At 67.9% G+C, this 21,456-nt stretch carries 17 protein-coding genes and 2 pseudogenes; 3 read left to right on the top strand and 16 right to left on the bottom strand.

What is annotated here, in order from left to right; translation table 11 throughout:
* The first annotated feature begins 39 nt into the window (after positions 1–39).
* Positions 40–1,992 (top strand): aconitate hydratase, encoded by a 1,953-nt coding sequence (locus ASF60_RS03840; RefSeq protein WP_056180667.1) that lies wholly within the window; start codon positions 40–42, stop codon positions 1,990–1,992.
* A 346-nt stretch (positions 1,993–2,338) separates the two neighbouring features.
* Here ASF60_RS03840 and ASF60_RS03835 read toward each other — a convergent pair whose 3' ends face one another.
* The 11 genes from ASF60_RS03835 to ASF60_RS03785 all read right to left on the bottom strand — a co-directional run bounded on the left by ASF60_RS03835 (position 2,339) and on the right by ASF60_RS03785 (position 14,052).
* On the bottom strand, positions 2,339–2,884 hold the full coding sequence (locus ASF60_RS03835; protein ID WP_056180927.1) for a superoxide dismutase: 546 nt from the start codon (positions 2,882–2,884) through the stop codon (positions 2,339–2,341).
* A gap of 244 nt (positions 2,885–3,128) precedes the next feature.
* Positions 3,129–3,776 carry a hypothetical protein gene (locus ASF60_RS03830; RefSeq protein ID WP_056180664.1) on the bottom strand — a complete coding sequence of 216 codons (648 nt, stop codon included), beginning with the start codon at positions 3,774–3,776 and terminating at the stop codon, positions 3,129–3,131.
* Positions 3,773–5,182, bottom strand: coding sequence for a chromate efflux transporter (gene chrA / locus ASF60_RS03825; protein ID WP_056180661.1), 1,410 nt, complete (start codon positions 5,180–5,182; stop codon positions 3,773–3,775). The genes ASF60_RS03830 and chrA overlap by 4 nt, the downstream gene beginning before the upstream one ends.
* 1 nt (position 5,183) lies before the next feature.
* Positions 5,184–6,014 carry a chromate resistance protein ChrB domain-containing protein gene (locus tag ASF60_RS03820; protein ID WP_056180659.1) on the bottom strand — a complete coding sequence of 277 codons (831 nt, stop codon included), beginning with the start codon at positions 6,012–6,014 and terminating at the stop codon, positions 5,184–5,186.
* Positions 6,015–6,256: 242 nt separating this feature from the next.
* Positions 6,257–6,640, bottom strand: a complete 384-nt coding sequence (locus ASF60_RS03815) for a hypothetical protein (protein WP_056180657.1) — start codon at positions 6,638–6,640, stop codon at positions 6,257–6,259.
* A 23-nt stretch (positions 6,641–6,663) separates the two neighbouring features.
* On the bottom strand, positions 6,664–9,777 hold the full coding sequence (locus ASF60_RS03810) for an efflux RND transporter permease subunit (RefSeq protein WP_056180654.1): 3,114 nt from the start codon (positions 9,775–9,777) through the stop codon (positions 6,664–6,666).
* 7 nt (positions 9,778–9,784) lie between these two features.
* Entirely contained in the window at positions 9,785–11,047 is a 1,263-nt protein-coding gene (locus tag ASF60_RS03805) for an efflux RND transporter periplasmic adaptor subunit (protein ID WP_244478315.1), read from the bottom strand.
* A gap of 530 nt (positions 11,048–11,577) precedes the next feature.
* Entirely contained in the window at positions 11,578–12,093 is a 516-nt protein-coding gene (locus ASF60_RS03800) for a DNA polymerase III subunit gamma/tau (protein WP_244478314.1), read from the bottom strand.
* 2 nt (positions 12,094–12,095) lie between these two features.
* Positions 12,096–13,421: an MFS transporter gene (locus tag ASF60_RS03795; protein WP_056180651.1), complete on the bottom strand. Its 1,326-nt coding sequence runs from the start codon at positions 13,419–13,421 to the stop codon at positions 12,096–12,098.
* Positions 13,422–13,431: 10 nt separating this feature from the next.
* A complete protein-coding gene (locus tag ASF60_RS03790) occupies positions 13,432–13,698 on the bottom strand; it encodes a metal-sensing transcriptional repressor (protein WP_056180650.1) in 267 nt (88 codons plus the stop codon).
* A gap of 90 nt (positions 13,699–13,788) precedes the next feature.
* On the bottom strand, positions 13,789–14,052 hold the full coding sequence (locus ASF60_RS03785; protein ID WP_056180647.1) for a hypothetical protein: 264 nt from the start codon (positions 14,050–14,052) through the stop codon (positions 13,789–13,791).
* Positions 14,053–14,498: 446 nt separating this feature from the next.
* Between ASF60_RS03785 and ASF60_RS03780 the strand changes: the two genes are divergently transcribed.
* Positions 14,499–14,882: a metallophosphoesterase gene (locus ASF60_RS03780; RefSeq protein WP_338011491.1), complete on the top strand. Its 384-nt coding sequence runs from the start codon at positions 14,499–14,501 to the stop codon at positions 14,880–14,882.
* Positions 14,883–15,069: 187 nt separating this feature from the next.
* On the opposite strand, the gene ASF60_RS24245 is transcribed toward ASF60_RS03780, so the two are convergent.
* The 3 genes and pseudogenes from ASF60_RS24245 to ASF60_RS03770 all read right to left on the bottom strand — a co-directional run.
* Positions 15,070–15,180 (bottom strand): DUF2474 domain-containing protein, encoded by a 111-nt coding sequence (locus tag ASF60_RS24245; protein WP_156633833.1) that lies wholly within the window; start codon positions 15,178–15,180, stop codon positions 15,070–15,072.
* 11 nt (positions 15,181–15,191) lie between these two features.
* Positions 15,192–16,205, bottom strand: coding sequence for a cytochrome d ubiquinol oxidase subunit II (gene cydB / locus ASF60_RS03775; RefSeq protein ID WP_056180644.1), 1,014 nt, complete (start codon positions 16,203–16,205; stop codon positions 15,192–15,194).
* A 5-nt stretch (positions 16,206–16,210) separates the two neighbouring features.
* Positions 16,211–17,512, bottom strand: a pseudogene (locus tag ASF60_RS03770) (cytochrome ubiquinol oxidase subunit I); the annotation flags it as partial.
* On the opposite strand from ASF60_RS03770, the pseudogene ASF60_RS25480 reads away from it, so the two are divergent.
* Positions 17,507–17,737, top strand: a pseudogene (locus ASF60_RS25480) (TetR/AcrR family transcriptional regulator); the annotation flags it as partial. The pseudogenes ASF60_RS03770 and ASF60_RS25480 sit on opposite strands and share 6 nt — an antisense overlap.
* A 171-nt stretch (positions 17,738–17,908) precedes the next feature.
* Here ASF60_RS25480 and ASF60_RS03765 read toward each other — a convergent pair.
* Entirely contained in the window at positions 17,909–19,999 is a 2,091-nt protein-coding gene (locus tag ASF60_RS03765) for a family 2A encapsulin nanocompartment cargo protein cysteine desulfurase (protein WP_056180637.1), read from the bottom strand.
* Positions 19,986–21,377: a family 2B encapsulin nanocompartment shell protein gene (locus tag ASF60_RS25960; RefSeq protein WP_056180635.1), complete on the bottom strand. Its 1,392-nt coding sequence runs from the start codon at positions 21,375–21,377 to the stop codon at positions 19,986–19,988. The genes ASF60_RS03765 and ASF60_RS25960 overlap by 14 nt, the downstream gene beginning before the upstream one ends.
* Positions 21,378–21,456 lie beyond the last annotated feature (79 nt).

Genomic DNA, 21,456 nt, shown 5'->3' with positions numbered 1-21,456 from the left:
TCGAACCAACCTGCATCGAACGCCGACCGGGAGAGCCACGTGGCCCTGAACCTGACCCAAAAACTCGTCCAATCCCATCTCGCCGAGGGTGACCTCACCCCAGGTGGGGACATCGCTCTCAGGATCGACCAAACCCTGCTTCAGGACGTGCTCGGCGGGCTCGTCATGCTGGAACTTGAGGCGATGGGCGTCGAGCGCGTGAAGGTCGGCCTGGCCGCGCAGTACATCGACCACAACCTCGTCCAGAACGACAACCTCAACGCCGACGAGCACATGTTCCTGCGCTCGGCCTGCCGCCGCTTCGGCGTGTGGTACTCGCGCCCGGGCAACGGCATCAGCCACCCCGTCCACATGCAGAGCTTCGGAAAGCCGGGGCAGACCATGGTCGGCTCCGACAGCCACACCCCGGCCGCAGGCTCGCTCGGCATGCTCGCCTTCGGTGCCGGCGGCGTCGAAGTAGCCCTGGCCATGGCCGGCCAGCCCCTGAACCTGCGCATGCCGCGCGTCTGGGGCGTACGCCTGACGGGCCGCCTGCCGGACTGGGTCAGCGCCAAGGACGTGATCCTGACGATGCTCGGGCGCCATGGCGTCGAGGGTGGTTTCGGCCGGATCATCGAATACCATGGCTCCGGCCTCGACCACCTGACCGCCATGGATCGGCACGTCATCGCCAACATGGGCGCGGAAATGGGCGCGACCACGAGCGTCTTCCCGTCGGATCAAGCCACGAAGGCGTTCCTCGACGGCGTCGGCCGGGGCGACGACTGGGTGCCCCTCGCCGCCGACGACGGCTGTACCTACGACGACCATGAGGAGATCGACCTCTCGACCCTCGTGCCGATGATCGCCAAGCCGTCGAGCCCCGGCAACGTCGTGCCGGTCTCGGAGGTCGCGGGCACCGAGCTCTACCAGAGCTACATCGGCTCTTCGGCCAATCCCGGCTACCGCGATTTCGCGATGGCCGCCGCCATCGTGAGGGGGCGTCAGGCCCACGACCGGGTGTCGTTCGACATCAACCCCTCGACCCGTGTGGTGCTGGAGACCCTGATCCGGGACGGACACCTCTCCGATCTCATCCATGCCGGCGCGCGGGTGCATCAGGCCGGCTGCAACGGCTGCATCGGCATGGGCCAAGCTCCGGCTTCAGGCCGGAACTCCCTCCGGACCGTGCCACGCAACTTCCCCGGCCGCTCCGGCACCCGCGAGGACAGCGTGTTCCTATGCAGCCCGGAGACCGCCGCCGCCTCCGCCCTAACCGGCGTCATCACCGATCCGCGCACCCTTGGGATCCCCTATCCCGAGATCGAGACGCCGGAGATGGTGCGGGGCAACGCGACGATGCTGCTGGCGCCCCTGCCGGAGGCGGAGGCGCGAGAGGTCGCATTGGAGAAGTCAGCGAACATCACGACGCTTCCCGAACTCGGCAAGCTCGGAGCCTCAATCCGAGTGCCCGTGCTGCTGAAGACCGGCGACGACATCTCGACCGACGACATCATGCCGGCGGGCGCGCGGGTGATGCCTTACTGGTCGAACATCCCCAAGACGTCGGAATTCACCTTCGAGCCCATCGACGATACCTACCCGGAGCGCACGAAACAGGGCGGGCGTGAGCGTGCCGGACACGCCATCGTCGGCGGATCCAATTACGGACAAGGGTCGAGTCGCGAGAATGCCGCGCTGGCTCCGCGTTACCTCGGACTGGAAACGGTGCTGGCCAAAAGCTTCGCCCGCATCCACTGGCAGAACCTCATCAATTTCGGCGTCCTGCCGCTCACCTTCGTGGATCCCGCCGACTACGACCGGCTCGAACTCGGCGATGTCATCGAGATCGAGGATGTGTCCGGCGCGCTCTCCAAGGGCGACGAGGTCGAAGCCACCCTACGCGGCGGCAAGGAAAAAATCCGCCTGCGCCACGACCTCTCTCCGCGACAGATAGAGATCCTCCTTGAGGGCGGTGTCATCAACTGGGTCCGCAAACGGATCAAGGCATGATGCCCTACCGAATGCTTTTTTGATCTTCGCCAGTGGTCTCGGAAGACCACTGGGCAAGGGGTTGCCGGACGCTGAGGTCAATGCGCTGCTGAAAGGGCGTACTCTCGACTCTGTGAAGGCAACGTCCGCATTGAGCTAAACATCGAACCAAAGCGGCCAGGCGGTAAACCACCCGTTCCAGTCGAAGAACGGACCGGCGGGTCCCGACCCAACCCGGGCATTGCGTTTAATCGGATCTGATCCAGTAAGCAGACGTACGAACACAGGCCTTAGGTGGAGGGGAAGATTTAAGCGAGCGGATGCGTTGTCGGCTTAAGAGAGTGGGGCGACAGAAGACAAGCCCATCTTAAGTTGCGCAACTGGCCTCGTCGTAGAGCCGGTCGGCGGTCTCCCAGCGGATGACCTTCATGAAGACGTCGACGTAGTTCGCCGCCTTCGCGCCGAAGTCCATCTGGTAGGCGTGCTCGTACATGTCCATCGCCAGGATGGGCGTGCCGCCGGCGAGCGTGGTGGTGTGGTCGGCCGCCCAGGCATTCACGAGGCGCTTGTCGCGCGGGCTGTAGGTCAGGAGCACCCACCCGGAACCGCCGCCCTCGGCGCGGCCCATGGCGGTGAACTGCGAGCGCCACCGCTCGACGCTGCCGAAGTCGCGGATCAGCGCTGCTTCCAGGGCTGCACCTGGCTTGCTCTGGTCGCCGAGGTTGGAGAAGAACAGCTCGTGCAGGATCATCGAGTTGGTGGCGATGAGTTCCTCGCGCTTGAGGCCGTTGACGACGAACCCGGGCGTCTTCTCGTAGTCCAGCGTCGCGAGCTGGTCGGCGATGGGGTTCAGCCGCTTCACCGCCCCAAGATAGTTGTTCTCGTAGTGGCTGATCATGATGCGCTCGCTCATCCCGGCGATCTTCTGGGGATCGAGCGGCAGGGGCTTGGCAGTGTAGGGCGGCAGCTTGATCGCAGGCTGCCCGGCAGCGGGTCCATCCGCCGCTAGGGCCGAGCCCGCTCCCAGTCCCAGGGCCGCAAGGCCCGCGCCGGCCAGGAAGAGGTTGCGGCGGTCGATGTCGTGGGACTGGGACATGATGTTCTCCTTGTGGTGGAGGCGGCCGCTAACGGCGCGCTTGACGCTTCTTGTGAGCTGGTCAGGGCAGCGGACGCACGTCGAGCGCATCGAAACGCGTGACGCTGTCGGCCTTGGTCCAGAACCCGACCTTGCCGGGTGCGGCCATCGCGGCGTCCACCGTCGTGAACAGCTCGCGGCCATCGAAGGACACCGTGAAGCGGTCCCCTCGCGCATCGAGCCTGAGATCGTGCCAGGCGTTGGCGGTGACCGGCAGGTCGGCTCCGCCCAACTGCTCCCGCTTGCCGCCGGTCACCTTGTAGAAGCGCACATTGCCTTCGAGCGCGTTGGCGCGGACCACGTAGTAGTTGCCGTCATCGCGCAGGCGAACGACGAGGCCGCCGGCCTGGTCGACACGGCCCGAGACCGGCTTGATCCGCGTCGACACGGAAACATCCGCCGGCGCAGTCTCGGTCAACGCGAGGATGGGGAACCGGCCGTCGGTGGGGTCCTCGCTACGCTGCACGATGGCCCTGCCGCCGTAAGCCTCGGGATCCTCGATGACGACCCATTGGCCCGGTTGACCGGGGCCGGTCTTCATAGGCCGGAAGTCGTAGGTGCCGCTGCCCACCGGGGTGCATGCGAAGCCGAAGACCTTGGCGACCGCGACGGACCCGCCCATCGCGCTCATCAACGATGCCAGCAGGATGAGCTTCGAAGCCGGTTTCATGGGACCACTCCCGCCACGCGAAGGACGAGGCCGGCGGCCGCGGAGGCCGCCAGCGTCGGGATCACCCCGACCTTGAAGCGGAAGACGGCGAGGATGGCGGCCGCGGACAGGAGCAGGGCCCAAGGGTTCAGACTCGCGAGGACCGGCACGTCGAACCTGAGCGGTCCCGCCACGAACGGTGTCACCTGGGCGAAGATGGTGTGGAGCGCGAACCAGACCGCGAGGTTCAGGATGACCCCGACCACCGCGGCGGTGATGGCTGCCAGAGCACCGGCCAGGGCGTGGTTGCCGCGCAGACGCTCGATGTAGGGGGCACCGACGAAGATCCAGAGGAAGCAGGGCGCGAAGGTCACCCAGGTGGTCAGGAGGCCCCCCAGCGTGCCGGCGAGCAGCGGCGGGAGCGCGCCGGGGTTTCGGAACGCCGCCATGAAGCCCACGAACTGGGTGACCATGATCAGCGGGCCCGGCGTGGTCTCGGCCATCCCAAGCCCGTCCAGCATCTCTCCGGGCTTCAGCCAGCCGTAATGGTCGACCGCTTGCTGGGCGACGTAGGCGAGCACCGCGTAGGCCCCCCCGAAGGTGACCATCGCCATCTGCGAGAAGAAGACCGCGATCTGCCCGAACACGTTGGCGGGCCCGAGCAGAAAGAGCACGGCAAGGACCGGCACGAGCCAAAGCGCGGCCCAGAAAGCCAGTGTCCGTAGGGTATGGCCATGAGCGGCCCGCTCCCGGGGGAGCTCGTCGTCGCCAAGGAGGTAGGGGCCGCCATCCGCTTTTCCGGACGCGCCGTGGCCTCCGCCGGCCTGGAACTGCGGCAGGCCGGCTCGGCCGCCAAGGTAGCCGATGACGCCTGCCGTCAGGACGATGATGGGAAAGGGTACGTCGAGGAAGTAGATGGCGATGAAGGACACCGCCGCCAGCCCGACCATGGTCCGGCTCTTGAGCGCACGACGCCCGATCCGCAGGACCGCCTGAGCGACGATGGCGAGAACGGCCGCCTTGAGCCCGAAGAACAGACCGGCCACGATCCCGACGTTGCCGTAGAGGGCATAGACCCAGCTCAGGACCATGATCGCGATCACGCCGGGCAGGACGAACAGGCCGCCGGCGACGAGGCCGCCCCGGGTGCCATGCATGAGCCAGCCGACATATGTCGCCAGTTGCTGGGCTTCCGGGCCTGGCAGCAGGGTGCAGAAGTTCAGGGCGTGCAGGAAGCGGTTCTCGGAGATCCAGCGCCGCTCCTCGACGAGAATGCGGTGCATGACGGCGATCTGGCCGGCCGGTCCGCCGAAGGAGAGCGAGGCGATGCGCCCCCAGACCGGCACGGCCTCCCGCAGGGTCACGGGCGCCGGGACATCGGTGGGTTCAGCGAGTCTGTCGGCGTGGCCGAAGGCGGCTCCTACCATGTCAGGACCTTTCCTTCGGCTTGTTAGTCGGCCAATTGTGGGTCTCCTCCGAGGCATCCCGGCACCAGCGATAGAAGGCGTCGTACAGGAGCATGCCGGCATCGAGCTGCTCCAGGTCGTCGGCGTAGATCCGCGATAGGCCGAGCGAGGCGGCGAGGAGCCCGGCGGCCTCGGGTGCCAGGTCGGGACGGCCGGTGTCGGCGCCCCTGACCAGCGTGGCAAGGCGTTGGAGCGGATCGGTCGTCAGGCCCAGTTCCTGGACCATGACGTCGAAGGTGCAGAGCTCGCCCCTGTGGCTCCAGAACACCCCGGCATCGTCGATGTTGAACGCCTCGCCGTCGAAGCGTTTGGCGACGTCGGCAACCTCGGAGGGTGGTACGAACAGGAACACCGCGTCCGGGTCGACGAAGCGTCGGATGAGCCAGGGACAGGCGATGCGGTCGACCTTGGGGCGCGACCGGGTCACCCAAATGGTCCGGCCCTGCGCATCGCGGTTTCGAAGCTTCTCCATCGGGACCATGGGGCGCTCGGCGGCAATCCAATCCGCGATCCCGCCTTCGAGGGTCTCGGCCACCACGCCTTGGGTCCGTAGCCAGGCGGCGACCCCTTGGCTACAGCTGTGCCCTTCCTGGCAGAGCACGACGGCAGTGCGTCCGCGAAGCGTGCCGCCCCAGTCGGCGACCTTATCCAAGTCGTAGAGTCTGGAACTCGGGATCAGGCGCGGGTCCGACCGCAAGTCGGCGGCTGAGCGCACATCGACGAGCACCGGGCATGCCGGCGTTCCGATAAGGCGAGCGAGTTTTTCGACGGAAATCGAGTTGGGTAAGGCCACGGCGCGTCCTTGCAGGGATATGCAGGTTGGACGCGATACTTCGGCCTAAGCCTCGTCGGGAGATCGCATCCCGATGGCGCAATACATGGCCCAAGACCGGGGTCTGTCAAGCCGGATCTCGAACGCGATCTGCCTTGTCCGAAGGCCTAGACGCTTGTGGGGCCTACGATGCCTTGGTCAGCGCGGTAGAGCCCAAGTCCCGAGGCGAGGCGGGCCGAGAAGCATCGGCCCACCTCAGGGTCTCACTTCTCGACGTGACGGACCTGGATCGAGCGACCGTCCGCGGTCTTGGCCGACACGACGACCTTGTCGCCCTTGGCCAGAGGTTGCGCGAGGGGAGCCGTGAGCTTTTCGGAATTGGCTGGCGAGAGCACCAGCGTCTCGGTCTTGCCGGCCGACATCACGGTGGCCTTGCCCGAGGCGCCCTTGGCCGATTGCGGCTTTCCGTCCTCGTCGCTGAAGTAGAGCGCGATCTCGGTCTGGGTGTCGACGAGCTCCGCGTGGCCCCCCTTCACATCGATGAGTTCGCCGCCGTTCGGGCCCTTATGGGAATGCCCGCCGCCGGCCGCGAAGGCCGAAGTCGAAAGCGCGAGGGTGACTGCGAGAGCCAGGGTCATGGTCTTCATGGGTCGGTTCCTTTCCGTAGGGGTCAGAAGGCTTCGGCGGGGGTGAGGCCGCCGCTCCGCGCCGCCTGCAATCGCTCCAGGGCCTTGCGGCCGAAGGCGAGGAACAGGACGGGCGTCAGAAGGGTATCGAGCACGGTCGCGCTCACGAGGCCGCCGAGGATGGTGACTGCGACCGGGTGCAGGATCTCGCGGCCGGGCTCCTCGGCGCCGACCACGAGGGGCAGCAGGGCCAATCCGGCGGAGAGTGCGGTCATCAGCACGGGCGTCAGGCGCTCCAGACTCCCGCGAACGACAAGGGCCGGCCCGAACGCCTCGCCCTCGTGGAGCGCGAGGTTGAGGTAGTGCGAGATCTTCAGGATGCCGTTCCGGGCCGTGATGCCGGCCAGGGTGATGAAGCCGACCATCGACGCGACGGACAGTGGCTGTACGGCAAGCCATAGGGCCGCGACACTACCGATCAGGGCGAGCGGGATGCTGGCCATGACGATGAGCGCCAGGGGCACCGAGCGGTACCGCCCGAACAGCACCGTGAAGATCAGGGCGAGGGCCACGAGGGGCAGCATGCCGATCCGCGTGGAAGCCTCCTCCTGGGCCTGGAACGTCCCCTCCAGGCCCACGCGGTAGCCTGCCGGCCACTTGGTCTCGTCCACGACCCTGCGCACGTCCGCGACCACCGCGGCGAGGTCGCGCCGCTTGTCCGTGTTACCGAAGACCGCGATCCGCCTCTGGGTGTTCTCGCGATTGATCTGGTTCGGGCCGTCGGCCTCGGTGACGTCGGCGACCCGGCGCAACGGGATGCGTCCGGCCGGGGTCGAGATGAGGAGGTCGCCTAGGCCGGTAGTCGAGCGGTCCTCGTCCCCGAGCCGGATGACGACGTCGAAGCGCCGGTTGCCCTCGATGATCTGAGAGACCGTGCGCCCGTTGCTCAAGGTGGCGAGGGCGTCGGTGACGGAGGCCGGCGTCAGGCCGTAGAGGGCCGCCCGCTCGTGGTCGACGTCGACCCGGAGTTGGGGGATGCGGACCTGCTTCTCGACCTGGAGGTCCGCCATGCCGTCGATGCCGGCGACCTTGGTCCGCAGGGTCTCAGCGAGGCTCCTGAGGGTGTCGAGGTCGTCGCCGTAGATCTTGATGGCGACTTCGGCCCGGATGCCGGAGAGCATGTGGTCGAGCCGGTGCGAGATCGGCTGTCCCACATTCAGGACGGCCGGCAGCACCGCGAGGCGGGACCGCAGGTCCGCGAGGATGGCCTCCTTCGGCCGGCCCGGCTTCAGGTCGACGTCGAGCTCGCTCGAATGCACGCCTTCGGCATGCTCGTCCATCTCGGCACGGCCGGTCCGGCGACCGACCGAGATCACCTCGGGTACCTCGCCGATAAGGCGCTCGGCGACGAGGCCGAGGCGGTGGCTCTCGCCGAGCGAGATGCCGGGATTGTAGGCGAGCCCCAGAGCGAGCGTGCCCTCGTTGAAGGGCGGCAGGAACGCCCGGGGGAGCCGGGCGGCGGCAACGCCGGCTGCGGCGACCGCGAGCCCGGTCAGCCCGAGCAGGATCGCCCGATGCCCGAACGCCCATGACAGCAGAGCGGCGTTGCCGCGCTTGAGGTGACGCACCAGCCAGGTGTCGAGAGCCTTGTGGCCGGTCCCCCCGGCCAGGAGGTAGGAGGCCAGAACCGGCGTCAGGGTGATGGAGACGACGAGGCTCGCCAGGATCGAGACGATGTAGGCGACGCCGAGAGGCGCGAAGAGACGGCCCTCGATGCCCGACAGGGCGAACAGGGGCACGAACACCAGGATGACGATCAGCGTCGCGTAGACGATGCCGGAGCGCACCTCCTGGCTCGCCGCCGCCACGACCTCAAGTACCGGCCGGGGGGTCGGGCTCTCGCGGTTCTCCCCGAGCCGGCGGATGATGTTCTCGACGTCGACCACCGCGTCGTCGACGAGTTCGCCGATGGCGATGGCGAGGCCGCCCAGGGTCATCGTGTTGATGGTCAGCCCGAGGGCCTGGAACACCGTCACCGTGACCAGCACCGAGATCGGGATGGCGGTCAGCGAGATCACGGTCGCCCGGACGTTCATCAGGAAGGCGATGAGCACGACGGAAACCACGATGCCGGCCTCGACGAGGACCCGCTTCACGTTGCCGACCGACGCCTCGATGAAGGTCGCTTGCCGGAACTGAATGTTCTTGGCGTTCACACCCGCCGGAAGGGTTTTCTGAATGGAATCGAGCGCGGATTCGATTTTTCGGGTGAGTTCGACGGTGTCGGCGCCGGGCTGTTTCTGGATCGAGACGATGACGGCCGAGCGTCCGTTGAACCCGGCGTCGCCGCGCTTCACCGCCGGGGCGAAGTCGACGCCCGCGACCTGGCGCAGGAGCACGGGCTGACCCTGGCGGTAGGTCACGACCGTGTTGCGTAGGTCGTCGAGCCGCTTGGTCAGGCCGACGTTGCGGATGAGATATTCGCGCCCGTGTTGGTCGATGAAGCCGCCGCCGGTGTTGGTGCCGAAGCGCGAGACCGCCGTCTCGACCTGCTCCGGGGTGACGTCGAGGTTCTGCATCGCGGCCGGGTCCGGCGACACCCGGTACTGGCGCACCTCGCCGCCGATGGGGATGACCTGCGAGACCCCGGAGATGCTCAGGATCTGCGGGCGGATGGTGAAGTCGGCGAGCTCGCGCACCTCCATGGCGGGCATGGCGTCCGCCGTGATGGCCACAAGCAGGATCTCGCCCATGATCGAGGTGACCGGCCCCATGTGCGGGCTGACCCCGCGCGGCAGGCCCTCGCGCACGATGGCGAGCTTTTCCGAGACGAGTTGCCGGCTGCGATAGACGTCCGTCGACCAATCGAACTCGACGTAGACGATGGACAGGCCCGGGCTGGAGACCGAGCGGACCCGGGCGACGCCCGGCATGCCGTTCATGGCGGCCTCGACCGGATAGGTGACGACCTGCTCGACCTCCTGGGGAGCCAAGCCCTCGGCCTCGGTCATGATGGTGACCATGGGCCGGTTGAGGTCGGGCAGCACGTCGACGGGGAGCCGGGGCAGCACGAAGCTGCCGTAGGCCACCAGGATGACGGCCGCGGCGAGGACGAAGAGGCGATTGCGCAGGCTGGCGCGGACGATCAATCCGAACATGGCGGCCTCACCGGATCTGGTTGATGAGGTCGGCACCACGCACGACGACGCGGTCACCCTCGGCCACGCCGGCCCGGACGATCAGGCGGGTCGCGTCGAGGGGCTCGGTCCGGACGGGACGCGGCTCGAACCGTTCGGGCTCGACGTGGCGCCAGACCATGGCCTCGCCGTTGCCCGACCGGACCACGGCGTTGCGCGGCAGGACGATGCCGGTGGCGCTGGCGCCGGTCCGGGACAGGACGGTCACCGGCTGGCCCACCCGCAGGTTGGCCGGCGGGTCGATCACGGCGAACTGCACCACCGTTGCCTGCTGCTGCAGGGCGCGGCTTACGCCTTTCGGAGACAGCTTCAGGGTGATGCCCTCCAAGGTCAGGGCGGTGGCATCCTCCGGCAGGGGCGGCAGGGTCTCGAACGCCAGGGCCTCGACCCAAAGGTTCTTCGGGTCCACGACCTGGAATAGGATGTCCTGTCCTTGCACGACCTGGCCGGCGACGACCCGGCTCGACGCGATGACGCCATCGGCCGGCGAGGTCAGGGTCTCCGGGGTGGTGCGAATGTCGCTGACGGCGGCGCGGCGCCGGCGCATGCCTTCCAGCTCGATCTCCAGATCGGACACCGAGATGGTCGTCCCGGAACCGGTCGTCACGAGGCGCTTGGCCCGGGCGAGCTTGGCCTCGGCCAGCCCGATCATCTGCTCGATCTCGCCGACCTTCTCGACGACGATGGCCTGGTCGGCCTGGATGATGGGGCGTTCGACGTGGGCGAGAACGTCGCCCTTGCGGACGGCCTGGCCGAGTTGCGGCATGCCAGCGGGCGGGGCGATCACGCGGCCGCCGCCGATGCTTTGGACGAGACCACCCCGGTTCGGGTCCGGGATGACCTTGCCGATGAGGCGGGTGGCCGCCTCGACGGTCGCCGGCTTGGCGACTGTGGTGCGGACCTCCAGGATGCGCTGCGAGGGTTTGGGCACGAACACCGCCCCGTCAGGCATCCTTTGTGGAGTGTTGGTGCCCGGCACTGCCACGGGCGCGTCATGGTCATGATCCTCGCCACCATGGGCGAACGCGAACCCGGTCGAGACGAGCACGACGACTCCCGCCGCGACCACAGCCACCGGCGCCGCGCGCCGGCTCCGAAGGAGCAGTCCGAGACCGATGCCGGCGACGAAGATCCCGAGGACCCATCCCGGGACCTGCCGGAGCGGAGCCACGGCATTCCGGGCACGGTCGAGGAGGGACCCGTGGTCATGGCCCGATAGGGCTTGGGTCACCGCTTCTCCCTCGATGCCTGGGATGGCAAGCGACCCGATGAGGAGGTCGTCCCCGGCGGGACCGGAGACCGAGACGACGACATCGACGGCGCCGGGCTCGGCCAATCGGGACGACGCGACGACGTAGGTGCCGGCCGGGGTCGGGGTCGCGGTGAGGGTACATCCCCGAGGGTTACGGTGACCTTCGCATTGGTCACCGGCTCGTTATCGTCCATTCGGTCGACGTGGAGGGTGAGCCTGAGGTCCTGGAGCGTCCCTACGATCTCGTAGAGATCGGACTGCAGGGCGATGCGCGGCATGCCTTGGGTCGCGACCGCGACCGGTAGGGCGGCGTGGGAGTGGTCGTCGCCACCGCCGGCATGGGCGGGCACGTCGGTGAGGCACAGACCTGTGGAGGCCAGCATGAACATGGCCCACCCGAGGATACGGCTACGCAGCCGCCTGCGGACGTCGTTGAAATGTCGGGGCACGATGGGAAGTCCTGTCGAGCGAGCGCATGGTGCGGCCGCGCCCGTGGGGCACGTCCGCGTCTAGGCTGCCGACAGGGATCTTGGAGGTCGTCGCAAGCCGTTCGGATCAATGCCGAAGGGCTGGAACAACGGTGGCAGGGCCAGCGCGGCAGGACCGGCGGCGCCGTTCACCGTCGCGTCGATGCCCCCGAGCAGTGCGACCGGTTGCGTCAGGCTGCAGCACGAGGACTTCTGGTGTTCGTGATGCTCGGGGTCCCCAAGCGGATCGCCGTCATCGGCATGATCCGCCACCACGAGGTGGGAGTGGACCGTTCCGTCGCCGTGCATGTGGGCATGCTCGGGACCGGCGTCTTCAAGCGTTTCGGCAGGTGGCGGGAACCCGCTCGCGGAGGCGAGGCCGGTGCTGACCACGAGCGCGAGCATCGCCACCAGCATGAAGCCGGTGCCGAGACGTCGCAGCGCTGTCAGGGCGGCTGTCACCAAAGGTTCTCCTCGTTCGACGGTACCATCGAACGCGTCGGGGTTCCAACAATCAGGGTAGTTCGGGTGGGCTGACCAGCCGATGAACCGGGACATCCTCATCCCGCCCGGGCCGGCCAATGATGGTGCAGGTCGTCGATTACGAACGCATGGGCGTGGCGCCGGTCTCCGCGCAAGTGAGGGTGCCTTGGGTCGAGGTCGGTATGGGCATGCTCGATCACGTCGGGATCGGATGCTGGCCAGAGCCAAGCCGCCATGGCGACGCCCGCGAGCGTCAGGCACCCGAGGAGGGCCAAGGTGGCGGGCATCCCGAGCGAGGCGCCGAGCCAGCCGGCCAGCGGGTAGGTGATGAGCCAGGCGGCGTGGGACAGGGCGAACTGCGCCGCGAACACGGCCGGCCGGTCCTCCGAGGTCGCCGACCTGCGCAGGAGTCTGCCGGTTGGGGTCTGCACGGCGGAGTAGGCGATGCCGAGCACGAGCCAGGTTTCGAGGAGGAGCGGCCAGCCGATGGTGCCACCCCTGATAATGGCGGCGACGCTGAACAGGACCCCGCCGAGCAAGGCGGCCGCTGGGATCATGACGGTCCTGTCGGACAGCCGGTCGAGCAGGCGGGGCAGCGTCAGGGCGGCGATCATGGAGCCGCCCCCGAACAGGCCGAGGGCGAGGGCCACGTCCGTTTGCGGCCGGTGCAGGAGACCCTGCACGATCACGACGGTGTTGACGATGACTATGGCGCCGGCCGCGGCGACCGCGAGGTTGAGGGCGAGCAACCCGCGCAGGCGCGGTGTCGATAGGTAGATCCTGAGGCCCCGCGTGGTTCTGTCGTAAATGCCGCCTTGCCGGTCGGTCCGGGCGGCGATGGGCAGGCTCACGGACACCACCAGGGCCGCCGAGCACAGGAAGCCGACGACGGTGCCGCCGAACAGGGCGTTGTAGGGCACAACCGTCAGGAGAAGGGCTGCTAGGGTCGGGCTGAGCAGGTTCTCCAGGTCGTAGGCGAGACGCGAGAGCGACAAGGCTCGGGTGTAATCCCGCTCGTCCGGCAGGATGTCCGGGATGGTGGCCTGGAAGGTCGGGGTGAACGCGGCCGAGGCCGACTGCAGGACGAAGATCAGGACGTAGATCTGCCAGACCTGATCGACGAAGGGCAGCGTCAGGGCGATGGCGGCCCGGACGAGGTCCGTGGCCACCAGGAAGGCGCGCCGGGGCAGCCGACTCGTGAAGGCCTGGGCCACCGGGGCGACGAGGACGTAGGCCACCATCTTGATGGCGAGGGCGGTCCCGAGGACGGTGCCGGCGCGATCACCCGCGATCCGGAATGCCAGGAGCCCGAGGGCGACCGTGAGCAGGCCCGTTCCGATGAGCGCGATCACCTGTGCGGCGAACAGGTGCCGATAGGTGCGGTTCGAGAGGACGCTCAGCATCGGGTCCGCCTCAAAGGTACTTCGCGAGGGTCTTGAACTCGGCGAGGGCATCCTTCGCGGCCTTGGCGCCGTGCTCGATCCCGTCGCCGAGGCAGTGCTCCATGTGGTCCTGGATCAAGATCTTCTTGGCGTTTGTGATCGCGCTTTCGACGGCATGGAGCTGCTGCGCAAGGTCCACGCAGGGCCGGCCGCCCTCGATCATCGCGATGACGCCGGCGAGATGGCCGTGGGCGCGCTTGAGGCGCTTCACGATGTCCGGATGGGAGGAATGTTCCATCCGCCTATCCTATCCCCCTGGAGGGGATATGACAAAGGATTTGGCGACTTCTACCGGAACGAGAAAGGGGCCCCGAAGGGCCCCTGGCAATCACATCCGGTGGTGGCGGCGGCCGTGGCCATGCCGCATCATGTGACCGCGATGGTGGTGGCGCATCATATGGCCGCGCATGTGGCGGTGGCCCCGCATGCCGTGACGACCACGTTGGGCCTGGGTGTCGTCCATGCGGACGTCCACGATACTGGTCGAGGCTTCGCCAGCGCCGACCAGGCCGGGAGCGGCCAGCGCAGGTGCGGCGATGCCAATGGCACCGAGCGCCGCAAGGGCGGCGATTGCGAAAACGGACTTCCTCATGGGAGCTTCCTCGTTCGTTGTTGGCGGCCCGTTCCGCGCCGACGACGATGCCAAGCATGGTCGCAGCCGGATGGCAGCCCCCAGGAACGGCTGCTTTCCTCAGACGGTTCCGAGGCCGACTTCCCGCCGGATTTGATCAGAACCGTCAGTGGGACGCAGCAAGCGCTTCCCGTTGCTCGCTGTCGCATTCCAAGTATTCCTTAACCATGTCCGGCCGCTCCGACAGGGCTGACAGCAAGGCATCCGGTCTCTCACGTGGAATGGATCGAGAGGCGGCCTTCACCCGTGGATCCGGTCCGGCCAACCCTTGCGGGAGGCGGCAGGCAGTGCGATCGACAGTTCGCACCAGGAGCGCTCGGCAGATGAAATCCAGGGACGTCCATCCTTCCCGCTGACTGCGGAGCGCAACGTCCCGTACGAGGCCTCCCCCTTTCCGGAGGCTGACAATGCCTAGAACGCTTTTCTGTGCGGACACCCATTTCGGCCACCGAGGCCTGCTCAGTCCCCGCATGGCTCGGCCACGCCCGTTCGAGACCATCGAGGCCCATGACGAGGCCCTGGTCGCTGCCTGGAACAAGGCCGTCCGACCCGAAGACATCGTTTGGCACTTCGGGGACTTCGCCTACAGGTGCAGCCTGGACTACGCGGCTATCATCCGGGCGCGCTTGCACGGTCGCATCCACCTGGTCCGGGGCAACCACGATGTCGGGTTGGGCGAGCGGCTCGAATGGTCCGGCCCCGTCGTCGATATCCAATGGGTCTTCGTCGAGGACCCGGGCATGCCCAAGCGGGTCGCCCTGTGGGTCAGTCATTACGCGCACGTGACCTAGCCCCATGCCTGGCACGGCGATCTTCACGTTTACGGCCATTCGTACGGTAGTCTGCCACCCACCCGGACCAGCCTCGATGCTGGGGTCGATTGCTGGAACTGGCGTCCGGTCACGCTGAGCCAGATCCTGGAGAGGATGGCGGGGTCACCGTTTCCAGGCCCGTGGCCTCATGGTGCCGTCGCTTCCCTCACCTGAGAAGCCATCGGAGCGGTACGGCGACCGCCGTGAGGAAGGCGATGCCGCCGGCCCAGAGCAACACGAACCAAGCGAGGCGACGGATCGGGATCGGAATGGTCATGACGCGGTCCCTCAATGATATCCCGGCGCGCCGGCGGTGACCTTACCCCGGAACAGCCAGTAGACGTAGGCCGTGTAACCGAGGACCATCGGCAGCAGCACGACCGTTCCGACGAGGAGGAAGCGCTGGCTGCTCGGGTGGGTGGCCGCGTCCCAGATCATCACCGAGGGCGGCACGATCATGGGGAACAGGCTGATGCCGAGTCCGACATAGGACAGCAAGAACAGGCCGAGACCGCACAGGAACGGCACCACCTCCTCGCGCCGGTCGAGGGCATCGCGCAGGCGCCAGCCGAGAAGGCCGACAAGGAGCGGGACGGGGGCGACGAAGGCCATCGCCGGCCAGGTCAGCCAGCGATCGCGGAAGGCGGGGCTGAGGAATGGCATGGCAACGGACACGACGGCGATGGCGAGGAGGGTCGCCATGCCGAAGCCCTTCGCGAAGCGATAGGCCCGGATCTGGAGCTCGCCCTCGGTCTTCCAGATCAGCCAGCACGTTCCGAGCAACCCGTAGCCGACGACCAGGGCGAGCCCGGTGAATAGGGAGAACGGGGTCAGCCAGTCCCACCAGCCGCCCGCATAGGCACGCCCCTCGACCCGGACGCCCTGAACCAGGGCGCCGAGGCAGATCCCCTGGCAAAAAGCCACGACATAGCTCCCGGCCGAGAAAGAGCCGTCCCAAGCGGCTTGGGAGAGCGGGGTGGCACTTCGGAACCGCATCTCGAACGCGACGCCACGAAAAACCAGGGCGAGCAGCATCAGGGTCAGCGGGATGTAGAGGGCCGGCAGCAGCGTTGCGTAGGCCAGCGGGAACACCGCGAACAGGCCGCCGCCGCCGAGAATGAGCCAGGTCTCGTTGCCGTCCCAGACCGGGGCGACGGTGTTCACCATCACGTCCCGGTCGCCCTTTTCGCGGATGGCCGGGAACAGGATGCCGACCCCGAGGTCGAAGCCGTCCATGACGACGTAGAGAAAGATGGCGGTGGCGATGAGGAGCGCCCAGACGAGGGTGAGGTCGATGGCCATAGGAGCTACTCCGCGGGCTGGAGGGCGGGACTGCTGGCGCCGTGATGCGGCGTGTCGAGCGCCGGCGCCGGGGTGATGCCGGCGGTGCGGATCGGCACGCCGGTCGGTGGTCCCGATTCGTGCACCTTCGGGGTCTGGTTGAAGAGGTGGAGCAGGTACCAGATGCCCGCCCCGAACACGGCGAGGTAGACCACCGCGAACGCGGCGAGGGAGGCGGCGACGGCGGGGGCGGCCACTGGTGAGACGCTGTCGGCGGTGCGCAGCAGGCCGTAGACCGTGAAGGGCTGGCGGCCCGTCTCGGTGACGGTCCAGCCGGCGGTGACGGCAATGAGCCCGGACGGCCCCATGGCGACCGCGAAGCGCTGGAATTAGGCGGTGTCGTAGAGCCGGGCCTTCCACCGCAGCCACAGCGAGACCAGGCCGAGGGCGATCATCAGAATACCGAGGCCGACCATGACCCGGAACGACCAGAACACCAGCGGCAGGTTGGTCGGCCATGTCGCGCGGGGCATGTCCTTGAGACCCTTCACGGTCCCGTCGAGGTCGTGGGTGAGGTAGAGGCTGGCCAGCCCCGGGATGCCGACGGCGCCGCGCGTCTCGCCGGCATCGGCGTCGGGCCATCCGAACATCAGCGCGGGGGCGCGCGTCCGGGACTCGAAGTGCCCTTCCATCGCCGCCACCTTGGCGGGCTGGTGCTCGTAGGTGTTCGCGCCGTGCAGGTCGCCGATGACCAGCAGCGCCGGCGCGACGACGGCGGCCATCCACATGGCCATCGAGAACATGACTCGGGCGCGAGGGTTCGTGCGGTCGCGAAGGAGGTGCCATGCTCCGACCGCGCCCACGATCATCGCCGTGGTCAGGTAGGCGCCGGTCACCGTGTGGGCGAAGCGGTAGGGAAATGACGGATTGAAGACGATGGCCCACCAGTCGGCGGGGGCGAACCGCCCGTCAGCACCCATCGTATGCCCGGTGGGAGTCTGCATCCAGGAATTGGCTGAGAGTATCCAGAAGGCCGAGGTCATGGTCCCGAATGTGACGAGGCATGTCGCCAGGAAATGGAGACGCGGGCCGACGCGCTCCAATCCGAACAGCATGACGCCGAGGAAGCCCGCCTCAAGGAAGAAGGCGGTGAGCACCTCGTAGCCGAGGAGCGGCCCCAGGATCGGTGCCGTACGGTCGGCGAAGACCGACCAGTTGGTGCCGAACTGGTAGGACATCACCAGGCCCGAGACGACACCCATGGCGAAGGCCACGGCGAAGACCTTGAGCCAGTAGCGGTAGGTGTCGAGGTAGACGGCCTTGCCAGTACGCTTGAGAGCCTGCAGGCGTGCCTGGAGAGGGCTATGGGTGCAGGCGAGCTCCCGGCCTCCACCAACGTTCGCGCTCTTTCCCGCTTCGTGCAAACCGTTCAGAACGGCATGTCGATCCTGGCCCGTGATGGCGCGAGCCGGGAAGAGTTAGACGCGGTCGCCGATATCGCGATGGCTGGCTGGGACGCCCGAGTTGCCAAATCCATGGTCGACGACGTCTGATCTACTGGCCTCTTCCCGAAAGAAGACCGGAGACAATTCACCCATCCTAGCCATAGAGCGGTCCGGCCGATGCCGACCCAACCCGGTCGTACATGCGGCCGTGATGGCCGCCTGATTGCGGACCACAACGACCGGTCTTCTCGGAAATAGGACAAGGCGAGACCGCCCTTCCTATCGCCGCGGCAAGCGGTGGAGCGCCGTTAGGAAGGCGTCCACGTCCGCGCGGGTGTTGTAGAAGGCCAGCGAGGCCCGCAGCGACTGGTCGACGCCGAAACGACGCAGGGCGGGCAGGGCGCAATGGTGGCCCGATCGCACCGCGATGCCGCGTGCGTCGAGATGGTGGGCCACAGCCTCGTTGGCGTGCCCGTCGATGACGAAAGACATCACGCTCGCCTTCTGGCGGGCGGTGCCGATCAGGCGCAGACCCTTCACGTCGGCGAGGCCGGCCTGCGCGTAGTCCAGCAGATCGTGCTCGTAGGCGGCGATGCCGGACAGACCGACCCCTTCCAGGTAGTCGAGGGCGGCGCCGAGGCCGACCGCACCGGCGATATCGGGCGTGCCAGCCTCGAACTTCTCCGGCGCGCCCTTGTAGACGGTCTTCGCGAAAGTGACGTCCTCGATCATGTGGCCGCCGCCCTGCCAGGGCGGCATCGCCTCCAGGAGGTGCTTCTTGCCGTAGAGGGCACCGATTCCCGTCGGCCCGAAGACCTTGTGGCCGGAGAATACCAGGAAGTCGGCATCGAGCGCCTGCACGTCGAGGGGGATGTGGGGCGAGGACTGCGCCGCATCCACCAGCACTGGCACGCCGTAGGCGTGGGACAGCGCGATGATCTCCCGGACCGGGTTGATGGTGCCGAGGGCGTTCGCGACGTGGGTTATCGAGACGATCTTGGTGCGGCCCGAGAGCAGGGCGGCGAACTGCTCGAAGATGATCTCGCCACGGTCGTCCACCGGGATCACCCGCAGGGTCGCGCCCGTGGCCTGGGTCAGGAGCTGCCAGGGCACGATGTTGGCGTGGTGCTCGATCTGAGAGACAATGATCTCGTCGCCCGGACCGACGTTGGCGCGGCCATACGCGTTGGCCACGAGGTTGATCGCCTCCGTGGTGCCGCGCAGGAAGACGATGTCGTCCTTGGAGGGCGCGTTGAGGAAGCGCCGGACCTTATCTCGCCCGCCCTCGAACAGGTCGGTGGAACGCGCCGCTAGAGTGTGGGCGGCCCGGTGGATGTTCGAGTTGTGGCGCGCATAGAACTCAGACGTGGCGTCGATGACGCTCTGCGGCTTGTGGGTGGTGGCCGCGTTGTCGAGCCAGACCAGGGGGTGCCCATTGACGCTCTGGTGGAGGGCCGGGAAGTCCTTGCGGACGCGCTCGACATCGAAGGGCGCCGCCACCGGGCTCGACCCGTGGGAGGTCACGCGCGGGGCCGGCCCGCCGTGCCGTGAGGGCTCGGCGCGCGGGAAGGCGTGCGGCTTCGAGGCGCGCCGGGACTGCGTCTGGATGGAATCCGAGAGGAAATAATAGTCGCCCGACGCGGACGCCGCGTCATCGCCCGGCTGCGCCGCGCGGACGGGTTCGCCCGAGAGGTGGCCTGTGCGCTGGAAGTTTGCCTGGGCTACGTCCCCGCCGCTCTTCGATGGATCGGCCGGTACGAGGCTCGGTGCGATCGCATGAGCGAATGCATTCGCGCGCGGATGGTCCTGAGCGATCTTCTGGTGCAGATCACGACTGCCGGGCAGGAAGGCGGCCACTTCCGGCACGGTGGGCACGAAGAATTCCGGCAAGCCGTGCCGGGCGGACAACGGGTCGGCGAGGGGATGGACCGAGGGGATCGTCACCGTGTCGATGAAGCCGGCGCCCGCCGGCGCGGGCGTTGCGCCGAACGGGTTAGCGGCCGACGGCCCGGTCAGGCCCGGCAGCCCGACGCTCGGGCTACCGACGTTGTGCGCCCCAAGGGCCGCGGCGTCGGGCTGGAGGCCCGACGGCAGGGCGCCCGGAGGCACCGAGGGCGTGCCGATGGGGGCACCCGGAAGCGATAGCTGCCCGGGGGCCTGGGGAAGGCTCTCCAGACCCTGGGGGCCCTGCGGCGCGGCCGGCAGCGCGGGGGCCAGCGGCGCGGAAGCCGCGTTCCCCTGGCCGTAGATTTCGCGGGCGAGGCGTCCGATGAGGTCGGCATGCGCCAAGGAACCGGCGGAGTCGCCGGCCGCGCCCGTGGGGAGGCCGAAGCTGGACGTTCCCAAGACGCCGGCCTCAGGCGTAGTCATGGTAGTTACCCAGCAGAACGTTATCGAGGCGTGCGATGGCATCCTCCACCAGCACGGCGGCGGAGAAGTAGCGGGTCACGAGGTGCGAGGCGATGGAATGGTCGTTGGTGCCCATGTAGCGCACCGACAGGCCGGGCTCGATCTCGCCGGTGACGCCGGACTTCTGCAGGCCGACCACGCCCTGCTCGCCCTCGCCGACGCGCAGCAGCAGGATCGAGGTGGTCTGGGCGCCGGTGAGCGGATCGGTGTCGATCGGCAGCTTGTCGCTCGGCACGAGCGGCACGCCGCGCCAGGTGATGAAGGGCGCGCCGAACAGGTGGATCACCACCGGGGGCACGCCGCGGCGGGTGGCTTCCCGTCCAAAGGCCGCGATGGCCCGGGGATGCGCCACGAAGAACGCGGGCTTCTTCCAGACCAGCGTCAGCAGTTCGTCGAGGTCGTCCGGCGTGGGTGGGCCGCCACGGGTGGGGATGCGCTGACGTCCGCCGACCTCGTTCAGCAGGCCGAATTCCGAATTGTTGAGCAGCTCCCACTCCTCCCGCTCCTTCACGGCATCGACCGTGAGGCGAATCTGCTCGCGCAGCTGATCGATCTCGTTTGAGTAGAGGTCGGTGACGCGGGTGTGGGTGTTGAGGATCGTCTGGATCGTGGAGAGGTGGTACTCGCGCGGGTCGATCTCGTAATCCACGAAGGTGGTGGGCAGGCGCGGCGCGCCGGTCTGCACGGCGAGGAGCTCGATGCCCTGCTCGCCGTGGCTGTTGGTGTGACCCTTCAGGCGATCACGCTCCTCGACATACTGCGCGATGCGGTTCTTGACGGTGTCGTCGTCCAGGGCCGCCCGGTCGAGGGTCAGCAGCGTGACGGCCGAGAGCGCCTTGACGGCGGGCGCGGGCTGGCCGTCGCCCGTGAGGGTGTCGTCGCCGAAGAAGTCGCCGCGGGTGGCGAGCCCCGAGCGCAGCCGGTTCTGGTACGGGCCGGACAGGGACAGCTCGACGGTGCCGTCGGCGACGATGGTCAGGCTGCGGTCGCCCGCGCCGCCTTCCGAGATTGTCTCGCCGGCGCTGTGTTTGCTCTCGGTAAACCGGTCGGCGAGGGCCGCGAGTTCGGCATCGCCCAGCCGGCTGAACGGCGGCACGGCGCGTAAGGAAGCGGGGCTGATCGCGCGCCCCTTGTCGGCGGCCGCGAACGCGATGCGGCCGGGCTTGGCCAGCACGACGGCGCGCCGGTTCACACGGTAGACGCCGCCATCCACGTTTACAAAGGGCAGGAGCCGCAGGAGCCAGCGCGGGGTGTTGGCGAGGTTCTGAACCGACGTGACGGTCGCCGTTGATAGATTGCGTGCTGCGGATGCGCCCACGCTTTGCCCCTGTCCGCTCATGGTTGGTCGTCTCCGTTTAAATTGTCGGGTGGTGTCGTGCGCATCCGGCCATGGATCCGCGCGAGCGCAGTCGAGCGAC

The sequence above is a fragment of the Methylobacterium sp. Leaf113 genome (genome assembly GCF_001423325.1).
Lineage (GTDB): Bacteria > Pseudomonadota > Alphaproteobacteria > Rhizobiales > Beijerinckiaceae > Methylobacterium.
Note: the sequence above shows the minus strand (reverse complement) of the source record. Positions and strands in the feature narration are given on the sequence as shown.

Bases quoted from the DNA above. Each gene is read 5' to 3' on its own strand.
- chrA (WP_056180661.1), bottom strand. From the start codon at position 5,182: ATGGTAGGAGCCGCCTTCGGCCACGCCGACAGACTCGCTGAACCCACC.
- ASF60_RS03835 (WP_056180927.1), bottom strand. From the start codon at position 2,884: ATGAGCGAGCGCATCATGATCAGCCACTACGAGAACAACTATCTTGGG.
- ASF60_RS25960 (WP_056180635.1), bottom strand. From the start codon at position 21,377: ATGAGCGGACAGGGGCAAAGCGTGGGCGCATCCGCAGCACGCAATCTA.
- ASF60_RS03810 (WP_056180654.1), bottom strand. From the start codon at position 9,777: ATGTTCGGATTGATCGTCCGCGCCAGCCTGCGCAATCGCCTCTTCGTC.
- ASF60_RS24245 (WP_156633833.1), bottom strand. From the start codon at position 15,180: ATGACCATTCCGATCCCGATCCGTCGCCTCGCTTGGTTCGTGTTGCTC.
- ASF60_RS03800 (WP_244478314.1), bottom strand. From the start codon at position 12,093: ATGTCCCGGTTCATCGGCTGGTCAGCCCACCCGAACTACCCTGATTGT.
- cydB (WP_056180644.1), bottom strand. From the start codon at position 16,205: ATGGCCATCGACCTCACCCTCGTCTGGGCGCTCCTCATCGCCACCGCC.
- ASF60_RS03790 (WP_056180650.1), bottom strand. From the start codon at position 13,698: ATGGAACATTCCTCCCATCCGGACATCGTGAAGCGCCTCAAGCGCGCC.
- ASF60_RS03795 (WP_056180651.1), bottom strand. From the start codon at position 13,421: ATGCTGAGCGTCCTCTCGAACCGCACCTATCGGCACCTGTTCGCCGCA.
- ASF60_RS03765 (WP_056180637.1), bottom strand. From the start codon at position 19,999: ATGACTACGCCTGAGGCCGGCGTCTTGGGAACGTCCAGCTTCGGCCTC.
- ASF60_RS03815 (WP_056180657.1), bottom strand. From the start codon at position 6,640: ATGAAGACCATGACCCTGGCTCTCGCAGTCACCCTCGCGCTTTCGACT.
- ASF60_RS03780 (WP_338011491.1), top strand. From the start codon at position 14,499: ATGCCTAGAACGCTTTTCTGTGCGGACACCCATTTCGGCCACCGAGGC.
- ASF60_RS03785 (WP_056180647.1), bottom strand. From the start codon at position 14,052: ATGAGGAAGTCCGTTTTCGCAATCGCCGCCCTTGCGGCGCTCGGTGCC.
- ASF60_RS03830 (WP_056180664.1), bottom strand. From the start codon at position 3,776: ATGAAACCGGCTTCGAAGCTCATCCTGCTGGCATCGTTGATGAGCGCG.